Source organism: Bacillus sp. X1(2014), assembly GCF_007678255.1.
Genome location: NZ_VEED01000011.1, coordinates 174,095 through 189,688, shown reverse-complemented (window position 1 = coordinate 189,688; position 15,594 = coordinate 174,095). Strand labels below are relative to the sequence as shown.

General features: G+C 41.1%; 9 protein-coding genes. 2 read left to right on the top strand and 7 right to left on the bottom strand.

The genetic code is table 11. The features are described 5' to 3' along the window. Positions 1-169: 169 nt before the first annotated feature. From FS608_RS19715 to FS608_RS19685, 7 genes are all read right to left on the bottom strand, one after another. Positions 170-3,013, bottom strand: a complete 2,844-nt coding sequence (locus FS608_RS19715) for a GAP1-N2 domain-containing protein (RefSeq protein ID WP_144554210.1) — start codon at positions 3,011-3,013, stop codon at positions 170-172. Continuing rightward, complete coding sequence (locus FS608_RS19710; RefSeq protein WP_144554208.1) at positions 3,010-4,278, bottom strand: TRAFAC clade GTPase domain-containing protein; 1,269 nt, start codon at positions 4,276-4,278, stop codon at positions 3,010-3,012. Before FS608_RS19710 ends, FS608_RS19715 begins: the two co-directional genes overlap by 4 nt. Before the next feature lie 14 nt (positions 4,279-4,292). Next, entirely contained in the window at positions 4,293-4,931 is a 639-nt protein-coding gene (locus tag FS608_RS19705; protein WP_144554206.1) for a beta-mannanase, read from the bottom strand. Positions 4,932-4,996: 65 nt separating this feature from the next. Next, positions 4,997-6,271: a vWA domain-containing protein gene (locus tag FS608_RS19700; RefSeq protein WP_144554204.1), complete on the bottom strand. Its 1,275-nt coding sequence runs from the start codon at positions 6,269-6,271 to the stop codon at positions 4,997-4,999. A 2-nt stretch (positions 6,272-6,273) separates the two neighbouring features. After that, positions 6,274-8,640, bottom strand: a complete 2,367-nt coding sequence (locus FS608_RS19695; protein WP_144554202.1) for a hypothetical protein — start codon at positions 8,638-8,640, stop codon at positions 6,274-6,276. A 120-nt stretch (positions 8,641-8,760) separates the two neighbouring features. Beyond that, complete coding sequence (locus FS608_RS19690) at positions 8,761-12,153, bottom strand: tubulin-like doman-containing protein (RefSeq protein ID WP_144554199.1); 3,393 nt, start codon at positions 12,151-12,153, stop codon at positions 8,761-8,763. Between the two features lie 372 nt (positions 12,154-12,525). Further along, positions 12,526-14,301 carry a vWA domain-containing protein gene (locus tag FS608_RS19685; protein WP_144554196.1) on the bottom strand — a complete coding sequence of 592 codons (1,776 nt, stop codon included), beginning with the start codon at positions 14,299-14,301 and terminating at the stop codon, positions 12,526-12,528. 204 nt (positions 14,302-14,505) lie between these two features. Between FS608_RS19685 and FS608_RS30435 the strand changes: the two genes are divergently transcribed. Together FS608_RS30435 and FS608_RS19680 are read left to right on the top strand one after the other, a co-directional pair. Then, positions 14,506-14,655 carry a hypothetical protein gene (locus FS608_RS30435; RefSeq protein ID WP_186328825.1) on the top strand — a complete coding sequence of 50 codons (150 nt, stop codon included), beginning with the start codon at positions 14,506-14,508 and terminating at the stop codon, positions 14,653-14,655. After that, on the top strand, positions 14,648-15,580 hold the full coding sequence (locus tag FS608_RS19680; protein ID WP_144554194.1) for a hypothetical protein: 933 nt from the start codon (positions 14,648-14,650) through the stop codon (positions 15,578-15,580). Before FS608_RS30435 ends, FS608_RS19680 begins: the two co-directional genes overlap by 8 nt. The last annotated feature ends 14 nt before the right edge of the window (positions 15,581-15,594 follow it).

Below are 15,594 nucleotides of genomic sequence, written 5' to 3'. Positions count from 1 at the left end.
TCTCAGCGCCGATGGTAGTTGGGACACGCGTCCCTGTGAGAGTAGGACGTTGCCAGGCACGAAAAGGACAATCTGAATACAGGTTGTCTTTTTTGTTATGTTTGTTTTTTAATGAATTGCTAGTTGTAAATAAAGAGCACCCCTTAAGGAATGCTCTTTATTTACAACATTAGTGATTAATTGCTTCCACAAACTTTTGCCCTTCCTTTGAATACTCGTATATAAGCTCAGGTTCCGCTTTGGATAATATTAGTTTATTCCCGGCCAACTGGACATCAGCCTGTGCCTTTTGGACAAGTAGAGGTGTGAGCGGTTCCGCCACATTTTCTGTTCCATTTAAAGCAAAAATCCAAATATAGGATTCTGCAAAATTGTCACTCGCAGCGAGGACGACCTCAGGTTCCCCATCACCTGTAAAATCATGTTCTGTACTTGAGAGGGAGAAACCCTCTTTGAGGATCATGTTCTCATCAAAGGGACTTGCTTCAGTTGGGATTGTCAGGTCTAACGGGTAATTTACGTCCTGATTATCCGTTAATAAAATACTTTGCTTACCGTTCTGAACTTGTCCATAAATAGTTTTAGCTCTTTTTCCCTCCATATCTATGGAGAAAGTAAGTCCTTCTGTTCCCAAATTGGTATGTTTGAATGAATCTAAGGTCACAGTACTTTCAACAGGTGTATTATTCTTTTCCTTTGTTGCTGAGTCCTGTTCGGCCTCCGTTGTTTTTACGACAGATGCGGGCGTTTTGTCTTTACTGAAAAACTTGTTTACCCCAAACCAGGCTCCACCCCCAACACCGCCAAACAGTACAAACACTACCGAGAGTTTCAGACCATACTGTTTTAAAAATTTCACTAGAGGGGCGGCCGTTTCAGTTTCCACTTCCTTCAATAAATTTTTTAAACTGTAGTTTTTTATTAATTTAAGTTCTTTTCTAAGAGGTTTATTTTTCCAAATTGATTCCGAATGACTGATTAAATACTTTTTCAAGGATGCTCTAAAAAATGGGTACAAGTCAATTAGTCGAGTATTGGCACGAATAAAGGCTAGAATTGTTTGGTCATCACAGTTTTTTATAAGGTATTCCAATAAACTTTGATAGTCTACCCCGCTGCCCTCCGTTTCAAAAGCCATGAATAATAGCGGAAAATACTCAGGATTAGACTGTCCGCGCAGGACATGTTTAAGCGTGCCTCTTAGTTTAGAGCGGCTTGCTCCGCTTAAAGCACCAAAATTATACGTATCTGCATGAGAGGGATGGCTGACTACCTCGTATAGGGCATGGATAATCTGGTAATTTTCCCTTACCTTTGGATCTTTCAAATCTCTGATATTTAGTCCGTTTGTAAAAATCTGGCCAAAGGACATGATTTCATCTACTGTCAGTTCCTCCAGACGAATAGAACGCAATAAGATGATGATTCCATTTGCGAGCAATACCATTTTAAAGTGTTTAAATTCAGTGCTTTCCCGGTCGATGGAAAAGTTCTTAATGGCTAAGATATCCTTAAATGAATGATAGCTTATCGCCGAAGAAAGCTTTTTTATAGAAACAGCTTTAAATGTTTCATTTTCTAAAAAAGAGGGTATGTCCAACATTTGGTGTAACTCGGAAAGAATCTCGTCGACTCCTTGGGCCTTTTTTAACCGTTCCATCAGATAGCCTTCAAGGAGCCCATTATATTCAGGATTATTACTCATAAACAGAACGATGGATTGATAGGTCTCTCTGTCCTGTTCGATTTCCTTCCATAATTTATGGGAAAGCGGATCTCTTTGATGATAGTTCAATGTCTCGAGTATGAAGATAATGGCTTCATCACATCTTAGGATTGAATTCAAAGAAACAACGGATTGGATGTAGTCGAGAGCTATTTTCGGATCTGCGGCCATTTCTTCCTGATGAAGCAGCTTCAAGAAGAGATCCACTAAATCGGCTTTCTCTGCACTATTTACCTGCAAGAACTTTTGCAAACTATGTAAAATACCAAGTTTACTTTTTTCATAGAATGTTGGATCTTGCCTTGGTAAAGTTAAATATAAGTCAGTCAGCTGATAGTAGCTAGAGCGTTCCAGCTTTTCCTCTTCAGGTAAGCCGTCTAATGCATGGTCAGCAAACTCAAGGAATGAATCGATTCGTTCTGATCTGGAAAAATGTTCGAGCACATAATCCAAATATTCATGTGTCTGCCCGCCAATATCTATACCGGAGATTCGTTCAGTGGCAAAGTCAAAAATAAACTGCTTTTCAATGCTCCGATCGGCAGTATTTAATGTTCCCGGCTCAAAAAATGTGACATGAATATAATTCTTGCTCTCCGGTGCGCTTGTAAAGGTAATCGCTCCAAGTTTTCGGCGATAAGCATAGGGCAAATACACTGAAATTAACTCTAAAAGTAATAGAGCGTAGTTAGTATAGTCTTCCAGCGGTACATCCAGTGAAATAAAAACCTTTTTCTTTCCTGCTATGGAGGTCATTACAGCAAATAAAAGCTGTTTGAATTGATCCTTACTAATTGCTAAGCGGACTAACAATTCATCTTTCACAACGAGAATATCAGTTGTGTTATATTCAATTGCCTCTAAGTCAGGGAGGACCATCCCTGATTCGATATCATAAGAGGTGTGAAACTCGTTCCATTGAAATAATCTCTCTGGCTGTTTGATCCACTCATCCTTCAGGCCCGGAGGAATAATATAGTTATGCATAAAATACGTGCTGCGGCTCCCCGTAAAATCTGCCGGAACAAAGACGGCCTGACCGATGACTAGATCACCGGTTTCAGGCTGAAACAGGGTCAAAGATTCTGGATAGAGAGTAGGATCCTTTTCACCACGTTCTGTTAGGTTTTTTGGCGCATGATACATACAAAAGGGATGTAAGTATTTTTTTACAAAGGTTTTATCAAGGCTCTCGGAAATGGCAATGGTATCATATCCGTCAGTAGCATGAAAAACGCCGCCCCGTTCGCGTGTATACATTTGTTGTCCAATCAACTTGCCGGTCACTTCTCATTTCTCCCTTCTATATAGCCCAACTTATAAAGCAGCCAAATAAATGGTTCATCGACACGAATCGGACTAATAATCCCACTGACCTGTTGATCAATAGGATTGCTGCCGAGGGCCGATACGGCAAAATAGGAGGTATCCCGAAAGTAAACATCAAGGGCATTCACAAACGGGGTATCTACTTTTGTTAGGAATCTTCTAATCTCCCCATTAATATTCTCGTACTCTTCTAAATTTAAGTAACCCCGATGAATCACATGGCGAAACACATTACTATTTGCCCGGATATAGTCTCCATCGTCGTCTTTTAAGGAATTTAGGAGATCGCTCTTTGTTAAAACGACTGCCGTTGGAATATCCGTTTTGCTGTCTTCGAGATGGGCAATGAAATCTCCAAACAGGGAAATGACCACCTCGCGCGGCTCATCGCCTTGACCAACAATTTTCCCAGGATTTTCACCCATTTGATGGATTAGCTTTTCACGGATGGCGCGGATTTGCATGGGATCCACTAAGAATAAAATTCCTGAAGAATTTTTGATATGAGCGGCATGAAGCTTGATATAGTCCATGTCTGTCATTCCCTCGCCTGCTACATCGAAAAAGACGAGCGTTAATGGGGCTTGTTCATCATCCTTAAAGATGAATTGAAAAATAAACGGCTCCTGGCGGTTCGATTTTTCGGTTGATTGTAATAGACTCCCATTTTCAAAGAGTGGAATTTCATAGTTCACCCGAAATCGTTTACTAATCTCGTTATCAAGCGGGATACATGCGGCATCGAAATTATTGGCCGTTACATGCTGAAGGGTATGAATCAGCGATGTCATATAAACAGATTTCCCCACCGATGTTGCACCAACAATGGAAACGATGTTACTTGGATGTTTCCCAGCAGTGACAGGAAGATCATTGTGACAGGAGGGGCAAAGGCGGTCTCTCGTCACAACGGAATATTTATCAGATACACCCATAAGAATACGGTTGGAATAAATTTTGTTTTCATCGGGGATCATGGAGGGATCGATAATCGCCTCGAGCTCATCGATGGGGGCAAGCCCAAATTTCTCCCGGTATTTGTTTAACAATTCATCTTCTTGTAGGGCTAATGTTTCATCATCGTCACGGTGATGGGCGGCACGAAAAACCACCTCTTCATGATGGAATTTCGAAAAGCAATAAGGACAAACAATATCATAAAATGGCAGCCTTTCCTTGGCAGGTTGTTTTTTTTCAAACATTCGTTTTAACAGTGCGAACATGCGGATAGTCTCCCTTATTGTGGAATTAACTCATAGCTTGGCGCTGATTTTTTTCCATCGTTAAAAAAGATACGAATAAACTCATTTTTATCGATTTCAATCTCTGGCGGCACGGTTTTTCCTGATGGGAACCCGCGTACAAATGGATAGACGGTCCCATCTTCAACCGAAACAGGAACTCCTCCGTTTTTTTTAACATATACTAACAGATCTTTTTCGAGTGGCATTTCGGTCATAATCGACATCTGTACTTTTTTGCGTGCCTGGAAGAGCTTATTTTTATAGGAAATGGAATAATAAATTCTTGCTTTCGAACCTGAAATATAAATGAGATTATGATCATTTTCCTGATTGAAAACAATCAGTTTACCCTCCCGCTTTTGGCAGGGGAGAATGCGATATGCCGTGCGGCCAATCCCATCAATCCTGCCAAGATAGCCTTGATTTGCCTTATATTCCTCCCGTGTGTAAAGTCGTAGGTCCTGTAATTTGAGTTCGTGGATCGGCTTGATATGATCACTAGTTGTCTTATAAATGTAGACAAAGTCAACAGACTTCGACCAAAACCATGTTAAATGAACCTCAGAATCTCTTATTGTCTTTTTAATATCTTTTATTTCATGATCAGGAGAAGAAATGGTTTCCCAATTCACCAACAATCACCCTATTTCTAGTAGAATACTTTCGCGAAGCGGAGTGTGCGTCGCCTTCTTTATAATCAAAATCCCTTTTTAAGGGTCTCCTTTGTCGGGACTGAGCTTCTTTGAGAAAAATCAGGTACACCACTGCTGCGACTCGAGCGGCCCGTAAATTTTTCACGAATGGGAATGAACATGGTTCCCAAGCCCGTTAACACCGTTAAGAGGATATCAGCCGTGACCCGGTGGGGGTATCCGCCCAGCATATTGGTCTTGAGTCCAAGTTCCAGCACTAATCCTGAAAGGATTCCTGCAATTAGCCCAGTAATCACAAAGCTTTTTGCCAAATAGCGGTTGTCAAAAATAATCCCCAAGGCAAGCCCGAATAAGACACCGATTAATGTAAGGAAGACGACGCGGAAAACAGAAAGATAAATGCTGTCTTGAAACAATCCATGTCGTTCCGACACAAGGAGCCGGTCTTGGTTTTCAAGGTAAATCTTTTCAAAAACATTCGTCAATTCATTCGCATTTTTTACATCAGAGAAGGAACCGCCTGTACTTGAAGCAATCGATTGCAGTAGTCGTGCACCGCTCTTATCAATCTTACTCATCCCAATCGTATTAATAATAATGCCCTTGTTCTGATATGGCTCGACAACTTCGTTCAGATCCAGTTCGCTGTATCCATCGGAAAAAAGAATCACCATTGGTTTACGGCCTGTTTGGTGATGGGTGTCAATTTCTTGAATCGCAGTATCCAAGGCGTTGCCGATATCGGTGCCGCCAGAGGCTGTTAACTCATTAATTTGTTTGAGGGCATCCTCCCGTTCTTCTTTATCGCTAATGTTAAACATCGATTTGGTAATCGTCGCTTTTTCGTTAAACGAGAGAACCGAGGCGCGATGATTTGGCTTCATCTTGGTAATCAGTTTTCCCGCCGCCTTTAGGCTTTCATGATTTGGGTCAGTTTTATTCATACTATCCGAAGTATCAAGTACTAGGACAATATCATCAGGCGGTTTTATGTTTGAAAAATTAAGAGAGTACAAGAATTGAAAGAGGACTCCGGCAGCAAACAGTATCACGAAGGTTGCTGGGAAAAGAATCTTCCATGAGAATCCAGAGTATTCTAAGCGCCAGCTACGCCCATTAATATCTGGTGAAATCCATTCAGCAGCCAAGCAGAAAAGTCCAAAGATGAAGGCTAATTGTGCAAAGTAGACCCCCATTAACAGGATATTGGGCCAAACACCATAATAGGATGATATGAACCATTCACCAACCACTGCGCCAATCAATCCTGCAAGGATACTAAATACAAAAAACAGAATGCTAAATTTTCGGACAGGCATCTTCAATACTCCTTATGAATAGAGTTGCTATTAACAGATTGCGAGTGGAATTCAAATCCCTCATCGCAATAAGCCCTGTAGTATTTTTCACCATTTCGATAGTACATTAAGTCCGTTAAGTGAAATCCACCCATGAGGGTGAGCTTTTCAATCCCGCTTGCCTTTTTTTCATGGGCACAGCCGACTTTGCATTGTCTGGTTTCATGTTCTTTTTCTAAGGCGAACTCCATGAATTTGCTGTAAAAATCACCAAAGAAGTATTTTTCCTCATATCGGTGTTCCTGGGTATAGTTAAATACTTCAATGTGTATTGGCGATTGGTCATCGAGACGGTTATATAATTGCTTAAATAATTCACTTTTCGAGAGGACATCTCTGTTCTCATAATTAGTGATTACATTGGCGCGTTCTAACAGTTCGTCTTCAAAACTGCGGTGAAATTCCTCTTGGGTAAGGACCTCGCGGCTGCAGACATCCAGGACCCGTTCCAGCAGCGGCTTGCTTCCGGTTTCAAGTAATCCTAGCAAGTTACAAAAAAAGCGATCGTCAGAAAAGAAGTGAGCCCCGCGTTTCTCCCTAAATTTTGCTGTAATACCTGCAATAATCTCCGCATAATATTCGGGGATATTTTTATCTAAATAATCATCAGCCTCATAAAGGCTTTCCGCCGCTGTCTGTTTTAGATAAGAACCAACCTCGTTGAGATGTTCCAGTTTGGTGCGCAATTTCAGGTGATTTTCTTCAAGTACCTCTAAGTACTGCTTTAAGATCTCCCGCTTCACTTCAAGTTTGATCATTTCATAATTGGTGCCATATACCGCCTCAAATAAGAAATGCAGGAAATTTTGCATGTTTTTACGATCGGAAAAAGGAAGATAACTCTTTTTAAAATCACAGCTATCGACTTGTTGTTGATAGTAGTGCTCGAGCCTTGCTTGATTTTCTACTTGCTCATGTTTCGTATCTTGGAGCATCCTATGAATCTCTTTGATGACATTTATCGCTGACTCATTCGAATCGGCAGTCCAGATATAGGCACAATATAAACCGTATTGTTCATGCTGGATCACATTCTCATCAAGATAGCGCTGGACTTGTGATTTTAGATTCAACTGCTCCAGGCGCTCACGGGCTTGCTCTTTGAAGTTGGCAGCGAAGAATTGTTCCGCTCCACTCTCGAACAAGTAATCCTCCGCATCCCTGACAGACATATATTTCACAGTTTGATAGGAATTTGTCGCACTGATTAATCCACTCATGTCCTCAAGCTTATCAATGGAAGGAAGACATTTAGAATAGTACTTTTGAAAAGAATGCTCTGACAGGGCAAATAAGCTGAGAACTTTTTCCTTGGGCTGGGAAATGGGAGCTTTTAATGCTTCCAATAGTTCATTGTAAAAATGGCTAGCCGCAAAAAGTGCAATCGCCTTGTTCGGACGATTTACCTTGGAAAAGCCTGCTGAGGCGTACACGGGTTTCTTTGAATTTCCTCGAATCCCCTTTCGAAATGCACCATGATTATAGCTGTCCATCTTTTCATGGTAATCCGTGATCATCTTGCGGTTTTTTAGAAGATTAAGATTACTGATCATTTCATAGTTTTGCAGCATGGCTTCACTTGATAGTAAACCATCTTCATTTTTATCACTTAGTAAATACACCATGTCAAAGAGTGGGGAGGGAGGGTGACTTACCGGCAGCCGCAGGTGATCTTCTGTCAGCTGGAGGTCTTTAAGAAAGGTGTATTCATCGCTTTGATAGCAATCTAATTCTTTAAAAAAGCTCATCCCAAGCGAGGTTGAAAGGGCAAAATTATTGCCATCCTGTTTTTCCTTTATTAATCCATAAAGGTCCACTTCGACCAATCGGAATGATTCTTGAAGAATACTTTTTAACAATAAGGTAAATTCTTGAATGAGAATATTCGCAGGGTCTTCAATGGCTGTGACCACACACAGGTTTACTTTTTGAAGGGAGGAATACACCTTCCCATACTCTGCTATTTTGGATGTAAGCAGTCGATAGGCTTTATTCAGTTCAATCAGATTTTCTTCATCACGACAAAAAGCTTCATACATATCTTTTCGTTTGGTCTTACGATCGAATCCCTGGTCAGGAAGTTGAATAGAAAGCACATTTGAATTCGTGATTGTCTCTGTTTGATAGGCATGAAAATAAAGTACACCTGAACTGTTATTCCATTTTTCTTCATTAATATTTATGATTGATTTAAGGGCATCCAAAACAAGGTCACCCAGGAATAAGAAGACAACCGGATAGTTTACACTCCGCTGTTCATTTACTTCTAGCGTCATTTTTTCTAGTTGGTTGGAAAAAGTGTGTGCATACGTTTGTAAAAGGTCTCTCAAGTTGTATTCCCCCTCATCAGAAAAAGCTTTCAACCACATGAAAATTACAAAGATATGGTTTGGGCCACAAGCAAATCCTGCATGTGGCCACATCATTTCTGCATTCTTATCAAGCTGTTATTATGATTTTAATTGACGCAGCATATCTTGAACTTTAATCATCATTTCTTTGTAGAAGCTGTACAATTCTTCTCCGTTCGCAAAATCCTTGTAGTCATAATCGAGGGCTTCTTTTTCCTTTTGATAGGAAGCGGCCATTTCTTCTAAGGCAGCAATCAGTTCTGTTGCCTGTTCTTGATTAATCAAGTCACTGCTCCGGCGTTCCGATTTCTTTTCAAGTTGGGCCATTTGTTTAGGATTCAACGATTTGAAAGCCTGATAGATTTCAAAATCTACAAATTTTGTCGTCTTCATCAGGTTTACAAACGGTGCCCAAGCATCTTCTTCAATCTCTTTATCGTAAACATAGAGAGCGCCTCTTTTCCGAATCGTTTTTGTATAGACCGCCTGGATAAACTGATTCAGCGAAATCTCTCTGTCTTTCTGCGATTCGATCCATTGCTCAATTTCAGCAATCTTTTCTTGGATGAGGCGATATTTTCTAACTTCTATTTTCACCTTTTCAATGAGCTTTGGTGAGCGAATGAAATTTTCTTTAGCTAATTCCAAATTAGTGCTTCCGAAAATATCACTTACACCATCAGACTCCATTCCGCCCGAGGCCATGTCTTTGAGCTTCGTAAGCACTTGTTTCAGATTTCCGAGGCTTGCCTTTTCAATCTGATTCGGATCAACTTCATACTGCGCATATAAATCTGAAAGACTAATCTCTTTTGTAAAATGGCATTGGAAACGTGCGCTTGTATTATGATCTGCATTTTTTTCTGAGATACATTTGAATCCGGAAGCCTCATCAAATAGGGTGCGAACATTGGCGTTGTATTGCTTGACGCGCTCATTTTGGTACGTATCTCCCCATGATTTTTCCGGAATCGGTGATGGGAGGTAGGCCCAGTTTTCTTTATCCGTTTGAACGAGATGGCGGCCGACGCCTTCTTTTTCTAAGATGGTCTTTTCATAGGAAGTTTCGTAGATAGCTAGTGGCGAATAAGCGAACAACGGAATCCCATTTTTCGTATTCAGCCAGAATATTCGATTCTTCAGCTCGCTTTCCTTAATCGTGAACCTCGAATGGCTCAAGGAATGCTTTTCGAAATTTTTAATCCCATTGAAAATATTCGGTGCCTTTACCGGAACGGAGACAAAGCCCCATTGCGGAAAGTGCAGCTGTCCGTTACTGTTGGCAAGATGGAATACAGGCAAGGCATCCCGGTCCAGACGTGCGGCAATTTTATCTTCAATAATTTTGTCGATCGGTTGATCTTCGCCATATTTCATTCGTAAAAAGTCTTCCATTGATTTGGTTATTAATTCACCGAACTGGTCCGTTAAGAATTCAGACACCGTGCCGACGACATCTACATCTGATTCCTTGACCCAATAGGTTGATTTCTCTAGGAGCATTTCAGACCACTGCTGAACCAATAATTCGCCATCTTTGGAATCAAACATCCGCTGAATCTCACGGGCAACATCCGGTACACTAACCAAATGCCAATAATAGGTAACGTCATGATCGTGTTTGACTTCCTCACCATCAACCAGGATATCCGCATTCTTTTCAAAGATACCCTTTAGCGTTTCGAGGATTTCTTTATATACTTCATAAATTTTGTTGTTTTGACTATTGAGCAGTTGGTATAGGTCCTCATAAAATTCAATCATTTCTTCGAGGCGGACCTTTTCTGCCCGGGCCTCATATTCATTCAGCTTGGCCTCAATATAGGCATTCTTTTTGCGATCCTTTGAGATAAAGGCACTTCTCGCATCTTCAAGTTTATTTAAGGCATATTCTTGTTCAGATTGAATCGCTCTAGGCAGGCGTTCTAAGCGGTCACGAAGTCCTTCCATATAAGCCTGCAAAGTTTTTAACAGACAGAATCCATCATTTGAATAGATGAGACGCGATGCAAAGATCGGCCCTTTTTTCGGGTGAAGGAACAGGCGCTCAATTTGGCGGCGGAATTCTTCCATAATTTCACCAGGGAGTTGTTTCTTGCATTTTCGGTACTGTTCTTGTGCTTTTAGTAAAAATTCACGATCTAATTCGTCATCGATATTAATGACAGATGTTTTGATTACGTTGTTGTAGGAGAAGCGGTCACTATTTTCAAAACCGGATAATGGATCTGGGACTCGTTCATTAAAGCGGTGGTGGACGGAATCCGGATCAATCCGCAGTTTTTCCAAAAATTGCTCGACCTCTGTTTGATCGGGACCGGCATCAAACATGCTGTTCATTTTTTCAAACAGCTTATAGCCGATATAGGTGGTCATTTCTTCAAGCGGAATTTCTGCCATCGATGCACCGATAATGTTGTATTGATAGTTGGCGGCATAGGGCTTTGGCATTTGGGCAATATTGGTCCGGATATTACTGATATAATCATGGATTGCGAACTCTTCGCCCGATTGCTTTTCTTCATTGGCCATGAAGTTGGTAATATTTTCAGCAGTGACATTCATGCAGTAATCATACGCGTTCTCGAGCCATTTCCCCTCCAAGTTCGTCCCGGAGATTAAGTGACAGAGATTGAACGGCGGCATGGGGGAATTTACCTCCAGGAGGCTGCCGTACCGTTGCTTGAAGCGTTCATTTCGTTCATCGGCATTCATCCAATAATCGAGCTCTTTTAAGGCAGCATAGCCATTTTTCTCAATGTATTCAACGGTGTGCGAGCTTAGGCCGCGTTTGGATAAATTCACATCTGGTGTGAATAGGTAGCCGAGAATACTGACTTTATCTACGCCGGTCGGTCCGAATTTACGCTCCATAATTCCGCGGGTGATGTAGGAAATATCAAGATAGCAGCCGCTGCCGGTACCGCCGGACAGGCCAGTTAGGATGAAGACATATAACCGTTTATTGGTCCCTTCTAGGACCGCTTCAATTTTTCGTTCAATCGTTTGGACAACCTGGTTGATTTTGGTGAACAGAAGTAATCTGCCGGCTTGACGGACACCCGAGGCTCCACTGATTCCATCGGTAATGAGGAGTTCTGGTGAGAGCCATTCTTTTATATAGGGTTCAATCGTACTGCGATTTTGGAGCAGTCCGCCGATTTCTGGGTTGGAAAGGAGGACGAATTCCTTGTTTGGATCAAGGCCGATTCCCTTGTACTTTTTATTTTTGTCATACTCATTTGTTTCAAAGGCTAAGAACTCAATATTATTGGGCTTATCCTTTTTCTTTTTGGATAAAGGATCTTGCGGGAGCTTGAATCGTCGATTGACTTGATATTTCAAGCGTAGTAGGGCATCGATGCCTGTGCCGCCAAGGCCAATGACCAGCATTGGATTATCTATGGTATCAACGCGGATTTTCTCTGAAATAATCCCTCCGCCTAAGGAAACATCTAACTGCTGAATATGCTCTCTCACACTTGCTCTCATGCAAAAATTCCTCCTTGGCTGTAAAAAGTTCAAACTTTCTCTTCTATATGACGAAAAATAATCTCAAAAAGATTCAATTTAGGGTGCCAAGCCCATTAAATGGTGCCTGACACCCTAAATTTTTTTGTCCAGCTGCAGCGCCTAGGGGCTCGGGGTCATAAGCTTATCTAGTTTCGGCTCCTTGGGACTCGAGTCATAAGCCACCCCCTGAAGAAGGCAAAAAGCGCCTTCTTGCAGTGTGCGTCTTATGCCTTCGTCCCAGGACAGTCGCCTCTACCTTTAATTCAATCCGTCAAGAAGGTTAAAGAGCAACCTTCTCGCCGGCTCGTCTTATGCCTGTCGCCCCTGAACAAGGCGCTTCCGCTTTTCTATTTAACTGATATACTCAATATATACTGATTTATTAACCCTTTTTAGAACGATCCGGAGACGGTCATTTTTCTTTATTTCGAAGCCTTTTTTGGCATCAATGGCGCGTCCGCCTTTTTCGACGGTACTGTCAGAGTTATTGATGAGCAGAAGCTTGTCACCAGCAGATGGTTTGAAAATGATTTGCTCGGTTTCGGCAAATTCAGGTGCCAGTGCTAGTAACTGATGCATTCGAAATTTCCCTGTAAAGCTTTTTAATTTTTTGTATTGCGGATTGCTGCGTTCACCCGTATCTTCATCCTTAATTTCCACGACGATTTGCCCGCTGAAGCCGCGCTTGGCTTGTTTCAATTTTGTTAAAAGGATGTAGGCAAGGGCTGCAACCAGAAGGGTGCCAACAACAGCCGCTACAACATACAGCCATGGAAAAGGATCCTCATTTACAGTATTAGCCGGTTTGACTGCTGCAGAAGAATTCGCTGTTTTCTGTACAGTTATCTTTAGCGGCGTGGTTTTCCGGAAAAAGCTATTGTCTTCCGCTTTGACCACCACCTCATAACTAGAGGAATTCCCAAGCTTGAATTCTCCTGTAAAACCCTGACTATTTGAATTTAGAGCAACTTCCTTAATTTTTCCTTTATCGAGGTCTTTTACAAAAAGGGTTGCTTTCATTGATTGGTAGATTTCCTTATCAGAAATGGCTGTTCCATTATCTTCAAAAAAGGCACCAATCTTGACGGTGTCACTGGCCTTGTAGCTCTGCTTAGCAAGTGGTTGCAGCTTAAGTTGTAAATCATAGTTGAAAACGAGATTAACATCGATCTTATCCTTATCCACCCCTTTAACCTTCAGCGTCCAATCACCTTGGGCAGGCTTTAGCAGCTTTACCATCGAATAGGTCTTTGATTGGGAGAAAAGGACTTGGTCTGAAGGGATGGCAAGTTCCTGACCGGATGGATTAACGAGCTTTACCTCGACCGGGTTACTAGAAATCAATGAAATATTGGCTTCTAAAACATTTTCATTCGGAACATGGATGCTGATGTCCTGAAATTGACCGTTCCCGACCATTTGATCGAGGGGAACAATTTTTAACTTTAGGTGGTTGGCAAAGATTTCACTAAGAATGCCCGGCAGCTGATCGGCTGATCTTGCTTCGAAGAACTTACCGTTTGTACGATCCGCAACATTGGTGAGAACATCCTTGTTTAGCTTGCCATTTGCGTTCAAGCCAATCGTATAAATCGGATACCCCTTTGTCTTTGCGGCATCGATTGCTTTTTCCAAATCGTTATTGGCCTCTTTAAGAGTTTTGGCCTTCTTGGGATTTAATTCATTATTTCCGTCGGCAAGGAGGACAATCAACGGGTAGTAGTTCTGTTCATGGCTGGAATCCAGCACCTTTACAGCTTCTTTCACCCCGGTAGATAAATCCGTATATGTGTATTTTTCCAATGAATCGATGAAGTCTTTAAGATCCTTTTTATCCTGATTCGAGCTGATTTTAACGAATGCTTTTTCACGCATTACGGCATCGGAATAGGAGATGGCGCCAATTTTATCACCATTAATAGAGGCCATATCAATGAACATCTTCATCGCTTCATTGCTAATATTCTTTGGGTCGCTGCTTTTCATTGAATTACTAACATCCACGACCAGCATCCCTTCGATTCGGGAAGTGGAATTTATTGGACTGGCAGCACGTACACTATAATAGCTCATGCTGCAGAAAAGACACGCGATTACTATAAAACTACTTATCCATTTTTTTAACATTTGTGTGCAACCTCCAAAAGTAGTTTCCATTTTCGAGTAATACTTACAATTTTTCGCATTATACCCCCATTTTACCATCGTCCCCATAATATTCCCAAACATATCCTGCCTTTAAATATTAAAATGTTAACCTTATAATAACCTTAATGTATTTTTTGGAAAATTTACGATTTTGATAGAAAATGTTCAAAGAAAGGAGACAGCATGTATAATATTGTATTTACGAGTATCCTAGTTATGATCCTTGGCTGGAAAACCTATAAATTAGTTAAAAACAAGCGAAACAGCGGGAATTTCGATGATATTGATGATGAATTAGTCATCATGTTGAATGAAGGTGATTCTAATGGCTAAACACGCCATCCAGCTATCCAAGAAAAAAAGGACGAAATATCGCTTCCAAAAGCTAAAAATGTGCAAAAAGTGCAATCGGTACTCTGTCCTAAAGGACCAGGCTTGCCCAGAATGTGGTTCCACTTTTATGGGTATCGAAGGTCTGGCTCATTCGATTTTTAAAAAGCGTTTATTTACGGAGGCCATTAGAATACTGATTCTGGTTTGCATTGGAATTATTGCTGCACCAATGGTAAAGGCACTCTATCTTTCTCTAATCACCGGGATTATCTTTGTGATAGTTTACATCATTCTCACGTTTGTCTTTACAAAAAGTGAATATTTCACTGAACTGAAAAAGCTATTGCGCGTGGACCTTCGAAAAATTCGGGCTGGTATTCAGTTTGACTGCGACCTTGCTATAGAGGATGTTAGAGAGGAAAAGCTGGCAGCTGCTTATGAAAAACTGCGTGAGATTGGTGATTTGATCTATAGCGATCAAGTTAAAATGCGCCGAGTCATGGTCTTAAATGATATTGTCCTTAGAAGAGATATGGAGCTTGAACTAGAAACTCTTATTCCATCATCCTATGATAAGCATTTTGTAAAATATGCCCTGGAGGTATTAAAAATCAATCGGGCACTGTTTACTAAAAAATGTATTGCTTATTTTATTAACTATCGTGATGCCGTTATTAGGGATTTTGGGATTGAATCGCTTAGCGCTGTCGCAGGGACTACGCTGCGGATGAAACTGTATATTCTGGAATTCTCAGAGTTCATTGAGGAATTTCTTGAATATTTTCCAAAGGACCGATTTTTAAGGCTTTGCAATATCCTCCATGCAAACCCTGATACAGATTGGGGAAGTCTTGCGGAAAGAGCGAAGCGTTTAGTTGAAATGAAGTATCATTATGATCCTGATTTCAAGCAGTTTGTCTCATAGAAAGGATCTACTAT